Source organism: Haloplanus vescus (genome assembly GCF_900107665.1).
Classification (GTDB): domain Archaea; phylum Halobacteriota; class Halobacteria; order Halobacteriales; family Haloferacaceae; genus Haloplanus; species Haloplanus vescus.
Window position 1 is genome coordinate 537,577 of sequence record NZ_FNQT01000001.1, and the last position, 14,877, is coordinate 552,453.

Below are 14,877 nucleotides of genomic sequence, written 5' to 3' on the forward strand. Positions count from 1 at the left end.
GGGGTTAAAATAATTTTTGGTAATATAAACGTATTGAGGGGTCGTCGTGACTATAGTTCACAGCCATATTCACGCAGAAGTCAGTTCGTCCACGGTAGCGACATCGCACCGTCGTTGATGGAGTCGCATCCAGCGGTCGGGGCCGAACCGACGGAAACACTTTAATAATCATCATACAGAAATCACGACAGATGACCGTAGATACTATCATCGAGGGCGGAAGGGTCGTCTCCGGCGACCAGTCGTTCGAGGGTGCAGTCGCTATCGACGACGGGACCATCGTCGGACTCGGCGACCGGGACCGCCTCCCCGACGCGGAGCGAACCATCGACGCGAGCGGGAAAGTCGTGATGCCCGGCATCATCGACCCGCACGTCCACATCGACGACCACGTCTCCATCGACACCTACGAGACGGCGACGAAGGCGGCGGCGCTGGGTGGCGTAACGACCGTCATCGACTTCGCGTGGCAAGCGTACGACGGCGAGGGCAGCGCCTGGGACGAGAACGGGACCCTGATGGAAGGCATCGAGCGCAAGCGCGACAAGGCGACCGATGCGCTGGTCGACTACAGCTTCCACGGCGGCATCCTCCGCGAGGGCGACGACCTGTTCGACGAGATGGAGGACGTGGTCGACGCCGGCGTCACCTCGTTCAAGATGTACACCGCCTACGACTTCGGCCTCTCGAACGGGTACATCCATCGCGTGCTCGAGGAACTGAGCGAACTCGGCGCGGTGGGCGTCGGGCATACCGAAGAGGACACGGTCTGCGAGCAAGTGACCGCCGACCTCCGCGAGGAGGGGCACGGACCGAGCGTCTATCCCCAGTCTCGCCCGGACTACACGGAAGCGATGGCCGCCGACAACGTCGCGCGCATGGCCCGCGAACTCGACGCGAAGTACTACGGCATTCACACCTCGTGTCGGAAATCCGCGGAAGCCATCGAGCGACATCAAGCGGACGGGAGCACGATTCGCGGCGAAACCTGCACCCACTACACGAGTCTGACGGGTGACCTCCACGAGGAGATGGGGAACCTCCCGCGAATCGCCCCGCCCTTGCGAACAGAGGACGACATCGAAGCGCTGTTCGACGCGCTCACGTCAGACGTACTGAGCGTCGTCTCGACCGACCACGTCGCCCAGAAGCGCCGGAAGAAGGAGGAGAGCAACTGGTGGGAGGGACCGTTCGGAGCGAACGGCCTACAGGTGAGCCTGCCCGTCTTCCACGACGAAGCCGTCAACGAGCGCGGACTGTCCTATCGGTTCCTCTCGCAGGTCATGAGTCGGAATCCGGCGGAGACGTTCGGACTGCCCCAGAAGGGGACGCTCGAACCCGGGACCGACGCCGATATCGTCGTGTTCGACCCCGACGTGGAGCAGACGATTTCCGCCGCGAACAACGCGTCGAACGCGGACTACTCGATTTACGAGGGACGGTCGGTCCGCGGCGCCGTCGACACGACAATCGTTCGCGGCGAGGTGGTCGCACGTGACGGAGCAGTCGTCGGCAACCCGGGCCACGGCGCCTTCGTCGAGCGCGAACTCCCCGACTGGTCGAACTGAGGTCGTGGTCTGCTAACGGTACCCGAACATTTTTCGTGGGTCATTAACAATTCCCAAGCGGATTTCAGATGTATCAGAAAATCCTCGTCCCCACAGACGGGAGTGACTGTGCAACGAACGCCGCAGCGGAGGCCGTCTCGGTGGCCGCTCAGTTCGACGCCGAGGTCCACGCCCTGTACGCCGTGGACGTTCGAATCAGCCGGCCGAACGCCGAAGTGGAAACCTACCGGGAGGAGATGCGAGCCGAGGGCGAGGGCGCCATCGGCGAGGTGGAGCAGTTGGCGGGGAGAGAAGGCGTGGAGTACGTCTCCGACATTCGAGTCGGCGACCCGCGCGACGTCGTGACCGAGTACGCCGACGACGCGGACATCGACCTCATCGTGATGGGCACGCACGGGCGACGGGGTATCGAGCGGATGGTCCTCGGGAGCATCACCGAGGGAGTCGTTCGGATGTCCGACGTGCCGGTGCTGACCGTCCCACGGTCCTGACACGCCGCGGAGACGGTGCGCCACGGGTCTAGACGGAACTTTTATTCCGAGTGCAGTCGACGGCGTGTGTGTGACGCAGTTAGAATTCGATATCGAGGGAGAGGTGTTCGTAGCCGACCTCCTCGAGGACGAAGCACCAGAATCGGTCGCAGCGCTGCGGGACTTCCTCCCGCTGGAATCAGAGCTCATGCACGTTCGCTGGAGTGGCCACGCGACGTGGGTCAACATCGACGAAATCGACCTGCCGGAGATTCCGCGCGAGAACCACACGGTCTACCCGTCACGGGGAGACATCCTCCTCTATCCGGGCTACCGGAACGAGCAGGAACTCCTCGTCCCCTGTGGGCCGACGTGTTTCAAGAGTCCGGCCGGCGAACTCGCCGGCAACCACGTCGCGACGCTCGACGCGTCGCGCGAGGAGCTCGCCCGAATCGAAGAGGAGACGCTCCAGACGGGTGTGAAAGACATCGTCGTCAGAGAAGCGTAACGAACCCCGACGACGGACTCCATTCTTTCGCACAATCTCGACGCGCATAGTCACACCAGCGTCGCGCCGTCGTGGCTCCGATAGTTTCAAACCAGAGCCGGTGTAACGAGTATCGGCATGAGCGTGGCAGAGCGAGTCTATCAACAGGTCAGTCAGCAGCGTCTCAAAGACGACATCACGACGAACGCAGCGTTCGGCGAGATTCCGACCAAACAGGGCCGAGGACGGACCGTGCTGACCGGCACGGAGGCGAATCGGAAGGCACGAGAGTTCCTGGTCGACCGGATGGAGGCGGCGGGCCTGGACGTCCGTGTCGACGCCGTGGGGAACATCGCGGGGCGGTGGGTTCCCGAAAGCGCCGACCCGACGCTGCCGCCAGTCGCCTGTGGCAGCCACATCGACTCTGTCCCAGAGGGGGGTATCTTCGACGGCGTACTCGGCGTCTACAGCGCGCTCGAAGCGGTTCGAGCGCTGCAAGCGGTCGACGCGGACATCGAGCGACCCATCGAAGTCGTCTGCTTCACGGAGGAGGAAGGGGCTCGCTTCTCCAACGGCGTCCTCGGGTCGTCGGTGGCGAGCGGCCAGCGGACGATAGCGGATGCGCTGGCACTCGAAGACGACGACGGGGTGACACTCGAAGCGGCGTTGTCCGACATCGGGTTTCGGGGGTCGGGACGACTGCACGCGAACGAGTGGGACTCGTGGCTCGAACTCCACGTCGAACAGGGGGAGCGACTGCAAGACGCGAACGCCGCGGTGGGTCTCGTCTCGGCGATCACCGGCACGATTCGATGCGAAATCGAAATCGAGGGTGAGGCCGACCACTCGGGCAGTACGTCGATGGCAGAGCGGACGGACGCGCTGGCGGCGGCGAGCGAACTCGTCCTGGAAGTCGAGAGCGCGACGCAGGACGCTGTCGCCGAGAACGGTGAGGCTGTCGTCGGGACCGTCGGCAAACTCGACGTCTCGCCCAACGCCATCAACGTCGTTCCGGGGCGTGCCGAACTGGGCGTCGACGTTCGCGACATCCGATACGGCCCCATGGAGCGAATCGTCGGCCGCGTTCGGGACTGTCTCGAGACGCTGGAGGCCGAACGCGGGGTCGACACCGCGTTCGAGCGACCGTACGACATCGCGCCCAGTCAGATGAGCGAACGCTGTACGGCGGCGCTGCGGGACGCGGCAGCGACGATAGACGCCACCACGCTCGACCTCCATTCGGGGGCCGGCCACGACACGATGCACATCGCGAGCGTCACCGATACGGGACTGCTGTTCGCCCCCTCCCACGGCGGCTTTTCCCACAGTCCGCGAGAGTGGACGGACTGGGAGAGCTGCGCGACGGCGACGAGGGTGCTGACGGCAGGTGTCGCGAACCTGGCGAGTCGATAATCGCGCTGACCCACGCTCATCGGCCCGAAGCGGTTCGTACACTTCGAACGCGAGAGAACGCTCAGTCGTGCGTCGCCATGTTCACGTTGACTTCGATGACGTTAGCCGCGCTTCGCACCTTCTCGGGGAGGACCGACTCGAACTGCTCGTCTTTCAGGCGACTGGTCGGCCCGGCGACGCTCAAGGAGCCGAGAACGTTGTCGTTGCGGTCGATGACGGGCGCACCCACGGCGCGAAGCCCCTCCACTTCCTCCTCGTCGTTGTGCGCGTAGCCGCGCTCACGAACCCGTTCGAGTTCGTCGAAGAGGGCGTCGCGGTCGGTGATGGTGTGAGCGGTCTGTTCGGGCAGGCCGTGTTGGTCGAGAATCCCGTCGACGCGTTCGCGCGGCAGAAACGCCAGAATCGCCTTCCCGGTCGCCGTGCAGTGGAGGTAGTCGGGGCGCTGGAGCTTGCCAGTTTGGTACCCGGTTCCGACGGCGTCGCTCCCGCGGACCTTGTACAGGTTGATGCCGACGCCGTGTTCCTCCGTGAAGAGGTTGGCATATTCGCCGGTGTCCTCCGCGAGTTCCTCGACTTCTTCACGGCCGTACTTGTACAGCAGATTCCGATTGCGGACGTACTCGCCAGAGAGGAGAAACTGCAGACTGAGGTCGTACTGGTCGTCGGATTTGACGACGAGGTCCTCCTGCCGAAGGGTCGCCAAGTAGTGATACGCTGTGCTCTTCGACATGTCGAGGTGGTCGGCGAGTTCCGTGACGCCGGCACCCTCGAGCGTCTCGAGTGCCTCGAGAATCTGTGCCGTCCGCTCCACCGTCTTCAGTGTCCGTGGTTGCTCTTCCTCGCGTTCGCTTGCCATGTCGTACCGTGCGAGTTCGTTCTACTTAATCGTTCGCGTATCTCAAACACAGAATCTGATACGAGACAGAATAATAGTCCGACTCCAACTGTTTCGAGCGTAGACTCCCACGGATGGGCAATAGTTGCGTGACTGAGAGACGGACGTAGGAAAGCGGAATTTATCGAGAAGCGTTCGATAGCGTTCGTCGTGAGTCACTGCAGGATAGAGATAACAACCGTACTTCTGTTATCAGAACTGCGGGCTGTGATGTGACAGTGTTTAATCAGACGGGTCGCCCCACGGTAACGCTTTTATCAGATACCCACCATGCTGGGATACAGTGAACACCGATACGCTGGAGCGACCGGCCGAACTCGAGGTACGGAACGTCGGTGGCATCGAGGAGACGACCGTCTCCTTCTCGCCCGGGATTACGGTCTTGACGGGGCGTAACGCGACGAATCGAACGTCGCTTCTCCGCTCCATCATGGCGGTGCTTGGGAGCGACGACACCTCGCTGAAGGCCGACGCCGAACAGGGGCGTGTCGAACTCCACATGGGCGACGAGCGCTACGTTCGAACGCTGGAACGTGCGAACGGGACAGTGACGACGGACGGTGTTCCGTATCTCGAAGAGACGGAACTCGCCGACCTCTTCGCGTTCCTCTTGGAGTCGAACGCGGCGCGGCGAGCGGTCGAACGCGAAGAGGACCTTCGCGAGCTCATCATGCGCCCGGTCGACACCGAGGCCATCGAGGCCGAAATCGAGCGTCTCGACCGCGAACGCGCTCGCATCGACGACGAACTCGAGGACCTCTCGGAGCTGAAACGAGAGCTGCCGTCGCTCGAAGAGCGGCGTCGAGAGTTGGAAGCGGAAATCGAAACCAAGCGGGCGGAGTTGGCCAGCAAAGAGGCTGATATCGACGCCCTCGACGCGGACGTGGACGAGACGCGCGCGGAGAAGCAGCGCCTCGACTCGCAGTTACAGACGGTTCGCGAGAAGCGGTCGGAACTGGAGCAGGTGCGCTCGGACATCGACCTCCAGCAGGAGAGCATCGAATCGCTCACCGCCGAGCGACGGGAACTGGAGGCGGAACTGTCGGACCTCCCAGAGACGCCGATGGCCGAGCACGACGACCTCGACGAGCAAATCACCCAGCTCCGAAATCGAAAGGAGACGCTGGAAGCCGAAGTGAGCGACCTCCAAGACGTCATCCAGTTCAACGAGGAGCAGTTGGAGGGGCAGAGCGATTCGATTGCAGCACTCCGCGAGAACGACGGCGCCGTCACGGACGCACTCGTCGAGGACATCGTCGTCTGTTGGACCTGTGGCTCCGAAGTCGACGAGGAGCGCATCACGGAGACGGTCGCGCAGTTGCGAACTGTTCGGCGCGAGAAACTCGAGACGGTCCGAAGTCTGGAGTCGGAGTTGTCCGACCTCCGTGACGAGAAACGCGAGCACCGACAGCAACGACAGCGCAAGCAGACGGTCGAACGGAAACTCGCCGACGTGGAGACGGAAATCGACGACCGCGAGGAGCGACTCGAGGACCTCCGGTCGAAGCGCGAACGACTCGGCGAGGAGATCGAAACGCTCGAATCGGAGATAGACGACCTGGAATCGGACGATTTCAGCGAGGTGCTCGACCTCCACAAAGAGGCGAACCAGTTGGAGTTCGAACTCGGGCAGTTGGAGTCGACGCTCGACGACGTGGTGGAACGCATCGGAACCGTCGAAGAACAGCTCGCCGAGGAGTCGGACCTCAAGTCCCGACGCGAGGAAATCGAGGCGGAACTGACCGACCTGCGGACCCGCGTGGACCAAATCGAAGCGAGTGCCGTCGAGCGGTTCAACGAGCACATGGACACGGTGCTCGACGTGCTGGATTACGACAATCTCGAGCGCATCTGGATAGAAGCCGTCGAGCGCGAGGTGCGCGACGGTCGGCAGACGGTCGAACGGACCGAATTCGAACTTCACATCGTCCGCAGCACGGACACGGGCGCGACCTACGAGGACACAATCGACCACCTCAGCGAGAGCGAACGCGAGGTGACGGGGTTGGTGTTCGCTCTCGCAGGGTATCTCGTCCACGACGTCCACGAGACGGTCCCGTTCGTCCTCCTCGACTCGCTGGAGGCCATCGACTCGGAGCGCATCGCCGCGCTCGTCGAGTACATGGCCGACTACGCGACGTTCCTGGTCGTCGCACTGTTGCCGGAGGACGCACAAGCGCTGGACGACCGACACCCGCGAATCACGAGCATCTGAAGGTCAGGATTCGGTATCGCAGTCACAGCCGCCACGCTCCAGCAGGTCGACGACGCCGTACTGACCACCACACTCCTCGCAGAGGACGTCGACGTCGACGAACAGTCGAAAGTCACCGAGGGTGATGCGGTCGGTGTCGCGGAGACGCTCCAGGCGGTCCTCGGTGACGGAGCGAAGTCGGGCGCGGAGCCGACCCACCGTATCGAGGACGGTGTCGACCTGCCGGCCGTCCGAGCGTTCGTACGTCGCGTCGCGATAGTCGGTGAGATACGAGCGAATCGCCTGATAGGTCACGAAATCGGTTTCTAACTGGTCGACATCAACTCCCTCTCGCTCCAAGCGTGACCGCGCCTCCGTTCGCATCCCGCTACTCACGTTGTCGTCGGTGAGGAGTCGATAGAGGTTGTCCACTTCGCCGCCGACGGTCGACGCCCCAGCCTCCGCCATCGCGCTCTCGAGGAGGGTGCGATTGAAGCGGTCGGCGAGGTCGCGGAGACTCCGGCGCTCTTGGCCCTCTGCGGTCCAGAGACGTTCGAGTTCGTCCCCGAACGAGTCGCCGAGGTCGTACGCCGCGATGAGGCGAGCGACCTTGTTTCGCACCCGACCCGTATCGTCGTCTTCGTCCATGCGAGTCGCTACCGCGTCGTGAGCACATAAAATCCGTGCGTCGAGATGGCTCGCTCATTAAGAAACTCTATTTGAGTTTTCTTTGAATACTGGATGGATGTCGAACGTAGTCGAGATTAATGTTGGCCTCGAATACCACATTAATACGCCACCTATCGTCGTTTTTCGAGGATATCCGATTGACAGTACGGCTGTTTCCATATCTACCCAATCGAATCAGAAAATATCACAGTATTTTGTTTAATTCCTCCATTTGACCCATATTTGATTTTCTAATTCAGAAATTAGTGGAGGATATGGGTGAAAATTGATGTGAAAGAAGAAGATAGGAGGCCCTATATGAATAAACATTTTTTGAGTTTTCTTTATACTGCGTTAGTCTGCTCCGCAGAATCACACCCGCATTGCCGTGTCGCAACTGGGGAGGCTGTCCGCGGAGACACAACCGTCAAGTCGCTCGTGGCGCAACGTTCGGTATGGCAGACAAGAAGTACACGTTCCTCGAACTTCACCTCGACGAGATTCAGATTGGCCCTGCGACGCTCGGTGACGACACGAGCGAGGCGGAACCGACCGAAGAGAGCGACGACGAGACGGACGAATCGAGTGGGTGTGGTTGCCCCGGTAAGAAGGCGGGCAAACTCCTCGCAGTCGTCCTCGTCATCGCCCTCGTCGCGCTTGCAGCGAAGAAACTCCTCGGCGGCGAGACGGAGGACTTGGACGAACTCGAAGAGCTGGCAGACCTCGAGTAGGCGTATCCGGACCGCTTAAGCGACGGCCGGAGCATAGGGCGGGTATGACGGTATCGAGCGCACCGGGCAAGGTGTATCTCTTCGGCGAACACGCCGTCGTCTACGGCGAACCCGCCATTCCTTGTGCCATCGAACGCCGCGCGACCATCAGCGTCGAGGCTCGCGACGACGACCACGTTCGCGTCCAGGCGTCGGACCTCAGTCTCGACGGCTTCACCGTCGAGTACACGGGCACGACCGACGACAGACCGGACGTGGACGTGCCGGCCTCCCTCGTCGACGCCGCGATGGGCTACATCGACGCGGCGGTCGAACAGGCCCGCGACGCCGCCGACGCGCCCGACGCCGGCTTCGACATCACCGTCGAGAGCGAGATTCCGCTCGGCGCGGGCCTCGGGTCCTCGGCGGCGGTGACGGTGGCCGGCATCGACGCCGCGACGCGCGAACTCGGTGCTCCGCTCTCGGTGGAGGACCTCGCGGACCGCGCGTATCGCGCCGAGGCGGCGGTCCAGAAGGGCGAGGCGTCGCGTGCCGACACGTTCTGCTCGGCCGTCGGCGGCGCGGTCCGCGTCGAGGGCGACGACTGCCGAAGCATCGACGCCCCCGACCTCCCCATCGTCGTCGGCTTCGACGGCGGCGCGGGCGACACCGGCGAACTCGTCGCGAGCGTACGAGCGCTGAAAGACCGCTACGACTTCGCCGCGGACACCATCACCACCATCGGCAACATCGTCCGCCGGGGCGAGCGCTTCCTCGACCCCGACCCGAGCGACCCGGCGGCCGACCAGTCCGTCGAGGAGCGCATCGAGGAAATCGGCCGTCTGATGGACTTCAATCACGGCTTGCTGGAGTCGCTCGGCGTCTCCTCGCGCTCCCTCGACAGCATGGTGTGGGCGGCGCGAGAGGCGGGCGCCCACGGCGCGAAGCTCACGGGCGCGGGCGGTGGCGGCTGTATCGTCGCACTCGACCCGACGCCGGAGACGCTGACCGGCCTTCGATTCACGCCGGGCTGTGAGGAGGCCTTCCGCGCCGAGCTCGCCGACGACGGCGTGCGGAGGGTCGCATGACGACCGTCCTCAAACTCGGTGGGAGCCTCATCACCGACAAGGAGCGCGCGGAGACGCTGGACGGCGAGGCGTTGGCGGCGGCCGCAGACGCCATCGCCGACTGCGACGACGAGGTGGCCCTCGTCCACGGCGCTGGGAGTTTCGGCCACCACTACGCCGACGCCCACGGCGTGAGCGTGACCGAGGGAACGACCGACGCCAGTGCCGCCCTCGAAATCCACGGGTCGATGACGACGCTCAATCGGTTCGTCCTCTCGCGACTTCACGACCGCAACGTGTCGGCCCTGCCGGTCCACCCGCTCTCGGCGGGCGCCCGCGATGCCGACGCCGCACTCGATTTCCCCATCCCTTCCGTGCGGACGATGCTCGGTGAGGGGTTCGTCCCCGTCAGCCACGGCGACGTACTCGCTCACGAGGGCGAGGGCGCGACCATCGTCTCCGGCGACGAGGTGGTGGTTCGCTTCGCCGAGGGGCTGGACGCCGACCGGGTGGGCCTCTGTTCGACGGTCGACGGCGTCTACGACGCGGACGGCGCGGTCATCGACCACATCGAGGACTTCGACTCCGTGGCGTCGGCCCTCGGCGAGAGCGACGCCACCGACGTGACCGGCGGGATGGCCGGGAAGGTGCGCACCCTCCTCGAACTCGACGCCCCGGCCTACGTCTTCGGCGCCGACGACCTCTCGACGTTCCTCTCGGGCGGCGAACCGGGGACGCGAATCGACTGACTCGCGCGACCGGAGGGGGCCGCCGCCCCGGAACTAACAGTTCACTCGCAGGCCATCGCGGGCGAAGCGCACGTCGCCGTCGTATCGCGACTTGAGCGCGGACAGCATCTCGTCGTGTCGCCCCTCCGTGTGTGGGTAGAGGTGTGTGAGATAGACCCGGCCGTAGTCGTGGCCCGCGAGAACGTCGCCGAGTACCGACGGCGTGGGGTGGTTGGATACGTCCACGTCGTCGGGAAAGGAGCAGTCGTGGACGAACACGGCCGACCCGTCGGCGAAGGCCGCCAGCGATTCGAAGGCCTCGGTGTCGCTGCTGATGGTGAGGTCACCGTCGTCGCCGGCAAAGCGATAGGCGAGGCCGTCGACCGAGTGCCGCGTCTCGTGGGCGCGTACGTCGAACCCCGCGACCGAGAAGTCGTACGCACCCACCTCGCGAACTTGCAGGTCGACGCGGCCGTCGAGGTAGTCGAAGGTGTCGAGCAAATCGTCGACGAGGGCTTTGGTCCCACGGGGACCGACGACTTCGAGGTAGTCCGACCCCTCCAGCCACCGCGCCTTCAAGAGGGGCAGGAGGTCGGCGACGTGGTCGAGGTGATGGTGGGTGAGAAGTACCGTCGAGACGCCCTCGTACCCTGGGTCGGTGGCGGCGAGACGGTGGAGAACGCCCGCGCCGCAGTCGACCAGCAGACGCCGGCCGTCGCGTTCGAGCAACAGTCCGGTCTGGGCCCGGTCGGGGAGTGGCATCGCGCTCCCGGTGCCGAGAAACGTGAGTCGCATGGACGCAGGTGTGGCGGCCGGGCAGAAAGCGTTCGGGGTCCTTCGGCCGTCGTTAGATTCCGAACTCCGCGTCGACCACGTCACCCCGCGCGAAGTTCGAATCCACGTCGGTAATCTCGACCTGCACCGTCTCGCCGAGGGTCGCGTCGTCGACGAGCACCGCAAAATCGTCGACGTAGCCGACGCCGTCGCCTTCCGAGCCGAGCTCCTCGATAGCGACGACGTAGGTGTCTCCGGGTGTAACTGGCGAATCAACCATGTGTGTCATCATCACACGCAGACAGAAATAAGTCGGGGGGACGACACGTCCAGTCGCTCGTCGTCACTCGTCCGTCGAATCGCCGTCGTCGACTGCCGCTTCGTCCGCCGATTCGTCCGCCTTCGTCGTCGTTTCGAACGACGCCGGTGGAGAGACGAATCCCCACACCGCGCCGGCGGAGTGGACGGCGACGACGAACGGATAGCAGAGGAACACGGGAAGCGTTCGGAGCGAGAGTCCGCCGTAGTAGCGCCACCCACGCCACACCCAGACCAGCGAGAAGCCGAACATCACCCACGCGACGACCTGAAACAGGCCGCTCCCCGGCGTCTGCGTCGGAATCGCGCCGCTGAACAGGACGAGAAACGCCGTGGCGGGACTGAACGCCCACGCGACGTTTCGGAGCGTCATCAGCGACTGGTATCCGACGGGGAGGTACGCCTCGTCGCGGAGCGTCCCCGTCAGCCAGCGACGCCGCTGTTCGAACATCGCCCGGAGCGAGGGCGGCGCCTGATTCCGAAACTTCGTGTCCATCGTCTCGAAATCCGCGCCGTCTTGGGCGGCCTGCCACGTGAACACCGTGTCCTCGATGAGCGTCTCGAAGTCCCACGTCACCGACTCCTCGACCGACTGCCTGACCGCGATACCCCCGCCCCACGCGTAGAGTGGGATATCGAGCGCCGGGAAGCCGGTCTGTTCGGTCTGATACCCCATGCGGAGCACCTCCGACCAGTAGGTGAGATACGACCCCGTGAAGACGGGGCGCTCCCGAAACTGCACGATGTCGGCGTCGGGCAGGCCCTCGAACTCCGTGACGAGTGTGTCTTCGTCCAGAAAGAGGACGAAGGGCTTGTCACAGGGGAGTTCGCGCCGCGCCCACTCCAGCGCCCGCCCCTTGTCCGCGGCGTCACACGAGAACTCGTCGGGGACGACGTCGACCGTCGCGCCATCGATATCGAGGGGTGCCTCGGCGACGACGTGACGGTCTGCGAGTGCCTCGGGGAGGGCGTCGACCGTCTCCTGGACGACGTCCTCGGCGGCGACGGTCAGAATCCGAACCTGTACGTCCTCGGGCCCGTACGCCAGCGGCGGCGGGTCGTGACGCCAGCCGAGATAGGCCTCGTACGCCCAGACGCCCGTGGCGAGAGCGTACATCGCGACGAACAGCCAGAGACCGACGTAGACGAAGGGGAGGAGTGAGGCGTAGTGCGGAATCCTCGCCGGGTCGCCGAGCGTCGCGAGCGCACCCCCGACGAAGACGAGGATGAAGTAGAGCGCGATGAGACGGTCGGCCGCCAGCGGCATCACGCGTCGCTCGTCAGATGCCGTACCCCGGTCGTGACTGACAGAACTGTCCGTCTCGTCGTCCTCGCTCATCGTGGGCTACTCCGCGACTCACCGGCGCGGATACGAGTACTCCAGCACGGTCGCTCCGTCACCGTCGAGCACCGTAATCGTGTCGCCGTCGTTGTCCCACACGGGATACTCCACGTCCCAGTAGAGGTCTGTGTCCGTCCACTCGCCGTCGCCGGTGTGCAGGCGGAACCGCTCGCCTGCGGCCAGCGTGAAGCCGTCGGGCATGTGGAACACCCAGCCCTCCTCGTCCTCGATGTCGTAGCCGGTCAGGTCGAGTGGTTCGTCGCCGTCGTTTTTGAACTCGACGTACTCGTCGACGAGGTTCTCGCGGTCGCCGCCCTCGGGGTCGATGTTGAGGTCGGTCACGACGAGTTCGGCCGATTCCGTGTCGACGTTATCGAACCCGCCGGGCCGCACCACGTCGCGCCCCCGGACGAACGTCTTCTCGCCGGTCTTGGTCACCAGATAGCCGTACGCCGAATCGAGCGAGAAGTTCGCAGCGCGGGCCTTGTACTGGAGATAGAGGTCGCCGTCCTGCCGGAAATACGTCTGTGGCTGGGCGGCGTTCTGCCCGGCGAGATACTCCTTGGAGCCGAAGTTGACCGCGTAGTTGCCGGGGTCGAGCGCCGACGGCTGGACCCACTCGCTCGAATCCGCATCTTCGGGCGGCGCCCGGACCGCGACGGTGAGTGTTTCCTCGGCGTAGGGGTCGAACTCGTTCGACGACGAGTCGGGGGTGATGTCGACGTTCGCGCGCTTCACCGTTCGCCCGCGTGCGGGCTTGAGTTTCGCCGGCTTGGCCGGCGAGAGGTCGTACGTATCGAGGTCCCCGAGTTCGCCCGACCGGAACCGCCACGAGTCGACGCCGCGGAGTTCGGCCGGCGTGACGCTGACCGTGAAATCGGAGCGGTCGAGGACGCCCCAGTACGCACCGCCGTCGGTGGCGTTGGCGCCCCACTCCCAGCGCACGTTCGCGTTGCCGCTGTTCCACGATTCGAAGTCGTCGTCCACGTCCACTGGGTCGTCGCGGACGGCCCACTCGCCCTGGTCGCGACTCAACCCCGAGAAGGAGAACGTCGCCGACCCGCCGTGGTCCACGTTCGGACTGCCGTGCAGGAAGACGAGCGACCGGTCGACCGGGCCGTCGTAGACGAACATCCGAGACGCGGCGTCGGCCTCGATGACCGACGAGTCCGGGTGGCCGGTGCCGTCCTGATAGTCGTAGAACTCTTCGATGGTCGTGTCGCCGCCGTCGATGGGTTCGACCTCCCACCGGAGATACCCCTGCTGGAGGAGATAGGTCTGCTCGGAGGGAGACGACTGCGAGGAGAGATACGCGCCAGCACCGCCGACGGCCAGTACGCCTGCCGCACCGCCGAGAACGAACCGCCGCCGCGAAATCGGCGAGCCAGACTGCCCACCGGACGTGTCTTGGGTCACTGTGGCGGTCGTACTAGCTTCCGAGGTAAAAGGGGGCGGCCAAATCGAACAGTTCGCGTGCGTTCAGGGGGCGAGGCGGTTCTTGCGGCCCTTCATGTGCTCCTCGTAATGCTCGAAGGTGGCGGGACACCACTCGGCGGCCAGGTCGAGGATGTCCTCGGTCATCTCGCGAATCTCCCACTGGCTGTCGGCGGCGGCGCGCATGTCCGCGACGTGCATCAGCATCCGGGCGTTCAGCGACATCACGATGTTGACCTCGGTGCCGATGGGGAGAACGAAGCGGGCGTCCTCGGGCGGCATCCCCAGGTCGAGGAGTTCCTGATACGACTCCACCGAGTTCCGAACCGTCTCGCGGAAGATTCGCTCTCGTTCCGCGACCGTCTCCTCGTCGACCGAGCCGCTGGATTGGTTGCGGCCGATCCAGTCGGGGTCGGTCGCCGACGGCGGCGTCACCACCATCGCGCCCTCCTCGACGGCCTCGGGGTCGACGTCGTCGAACGAGACGTAGCGCATGCTCTGGATGTCGAAACTGACGTGGCGATGCCGGGTTATCTGGGCCATACACGACCGGCTGACGCCCTTGATGGCGAACGTCGCCTGCGGGTGTTCGAACGGGCCGAAGTGGCCGTGGTCCAGCAAGTGGCCGATGAGCGTCCGCCGTTTTTCGTCTATCGTCTCCCCCTCGATTTCGTCCATCGCCTCCTCGAAGGAGATGTCGCCGACGAACTCCGTGAGGTAGTCGTTTCGCGCCGCCGTACAGATTACGCGCTCCGGGTCCGGCGTCGCTTCGAGCAGTGTGACCTCCATAGCTTCGAGGGGTACCCCG

The 14,877-nt window shown here is 64.4% G+C and carries 15 protein-coding genes; 8 read left to right on the forward strand and 7 right to left on the reverse strand.

Annotated elements, in window-relative coordinates:
• Positions 1-191: 191 nt before the first annotated feature.
• The 4 genes from BLU18_RS02875 to BLU18_RS02890 all read left to right on the forward strand — a co-directional run bounded on the left by BLU18_RS02875 (position 192) and on the right by BLU18_RS02890 (position 3,938).
• Complete coding sequence (locus BLU18_RS02875; RefSeq protein WP_092631189.1) at positions 192-1,568, forward strand: dihydroorotase; 1,377 nt, start codon at positions 192-194, stop codon at positions 1,566-1,568.
• A gap of 68 nt (positions 1,569-1,636) precedes the next feature.
• A complete protein-coding gene (locus BLU18_RS02880) occupies positions 1,637-2,059 on the forward strand; it encodes a universal stress protein (protein ID WP_092631192.1) in 423 nt (140 codons plus the stop codon).
• A gap of 70 nt (positions 2,060-2,129) precedes the next feature.
• Positions 2,130-2,546, forward strand: a complete 417-nt coding sequence (locus BLU18_RS02885; RefSeq protein WP_092631195.1) for a DUF3830 family protein — start codon at positions 2,130-2,132, stop codon at positions 2,544-2,546.
• Between the two features lie 117 nt (positions 2,547-2,663).
• Positions 2,664-3,938 (forward strand): M20 family metallo-hydrolase, encoded by a 1,275-nt coding sequence (locus tag BLU18_RS02890; RefSeq protein ID WP_092631198.1) that lies wholly within the window; start codon positions 2,664-2,666, stop codon positions 3,936-3,938.
• A 61-nt stretch (positions 3,939-3,999) separates the two neighbouring features.
• On the opposite strand, the gene BLU18_RS02895 is transcribed toward BLU18_RS02890, so the two are convergent.
• Entirely contained in the window at positions 4,000-4,794 is a 795-nt protein-coding gene (locus BLU18_RS02895; protein WP_092631201.1) for an IclR family transcriptional regulator, read from the reverse strand.
• A 322-nt stretch (positions 4,795-5,116) separates the two neighbouring features.
• On the opposite strand from BLU18_RS02895, the gene BLU18_RS02900 reads away from it, so the two are divergent.
• Positions 5,117-7,048 carry an archaea-specific SMC-related protein gene (locus BLU18_RS02900; RefSeq protein WP_092631204.1) on the forward strand — a complete coding sequence of 644 codons (1,932 nt, stop codon included), beginning with the start codon at positions 5,117-5,119 and terminating at the stop codon, positions 7,046-7,048.
• Between the two features lie 3 nt (positions 7,049-7,051).
• On the opposite strand, the gene rdfA is transcribed toward BLU18_RS02900, so the two are convergent.
• The gene (gene rdfA, locus BLU18_RS02905; RefSeq protein ID WP_092631207.1) at positions 7,052-7,675 is read right to left on the reverse strand and encodes a rod-determining factor RdfA; all 624 of its coding nucleotides are present in this window, start codon (positions 7,673-7,675) and stop codon (positions 7,052-7,054) included.
• Positions 7,676-8,151: 476 nt separating this feature from the next.
• Between rdfA and BLU18_RS02910 the strand changes: the two genes are divergently transcribed.
• The 3 genes from BLU18_RS02910 to BLU18_RS02920 are packed head-to-tail and all read left to right on the forward strand — an operon-like array spanning position 8,152 to position 10,222.
• Positions 8,152-8,427 carry a hypothetical protein gene (locus BLU18_RS02910; protein ID WP_092631210.1) on the forward strand — a complete coding sequence of 92 codons (276 nt, stop codon included), beginning with the start codon at positions 8,152-8,154 and terminating at the stop codon, positions 8,425-8,427.
• Between the two features lie 44 nt (positions 8,428-8,471).
• Entirely contained in the window at positions 8,472-9,494 is a 1,023-nt protein-coding gene (gene mvk, locus BLU18_RS02915) for a mevalonate kinase (RefSeq protein ID WP_092631213.1), read from the forward strand.
• Complete coding sequence (locus tag BLU18_RS02920; protein WP_092631216.1) at positions 9,491-10,222, forward strand: isopentenyl phosphate kinase; 732 nt, start codon at positions 9,491-9,493, stop codon at positions 10,220-10,222. The genes mvk and BLU18_RS02920 overlap by 4 nt, the downstream gene beginning before the upstream one ends.
• A gap of 33 nt (positions 10,223-10,255) precedes the next feature.
• On the opposite strand, the gene BLU18_RS02925 is transcribed toward BLU18_RS02920, so the two are convergent.
• From BLU18_RS02925 to thyX, 5 genes are all read right to left on the reverse strand, one after another.
• On the reverse strand, positions 10,256-10,996 hold the full coding sequence (locus tag BLU18_RS02925) for an MBL fold metallo-hydrolase (RefSeq protein WP_092631219.1): 741 nt from the start codon (positions 10,994-10,996) through the stop codon (positions 10,256-10,258).
• A 52-nt stretch (positions 10,997-11,048) separates the two neighbouring features.
• Positions 11,049-11,255, reverse strand: coding sequence for a TRAM domain-containing protein (locus BLU18_RS02930; RefSeq protein WP_218124047.1), 207 nt, complete (start codon positions 11,253-11,255; stop codon positions 11,049-11,051).
• A gap of 63 nt (positions 11,256-11,318) precedes the next feature.
• Positions 11,319-12,632: a glycosyltransferase family 2 protein gene (locus tag BLU18_RS02935; RefSeq protein ID WP_092631225.1), complete on the reverse strand. Its 1,314-nt coding sequence runs from the start codon at positions 12,630-12,632 to the stop codon at positions 11,319-11,321.
• A gap of 18 nt (positions 12,633-12,650) precedes the next feature.
• Complete coding sequence (locus BLU18_RS02940; RefSeq protein ID WP_245697859.1) at positions 12,651-14,051, reverse strand: lamin tail domain-containing protein; 1,401 nt, start codon at positions 14,049-14,051, stop codon at positions 12,651-12,653.
• A 63-nt stretch (positions 14,052-14,114) separates the two neighbouring features.
• Entirely contained in the window at positions 14,115-14,858 is a 744-nt protein-coding gene (thyX, locus tag BLU18_RS02945; protein ID WP_092631231.1) for an FAD-dependent thymidylate synthase, read from the reverse strand.
• Positions 14,859-14,877: the final 19 nt, after the last annotated feature.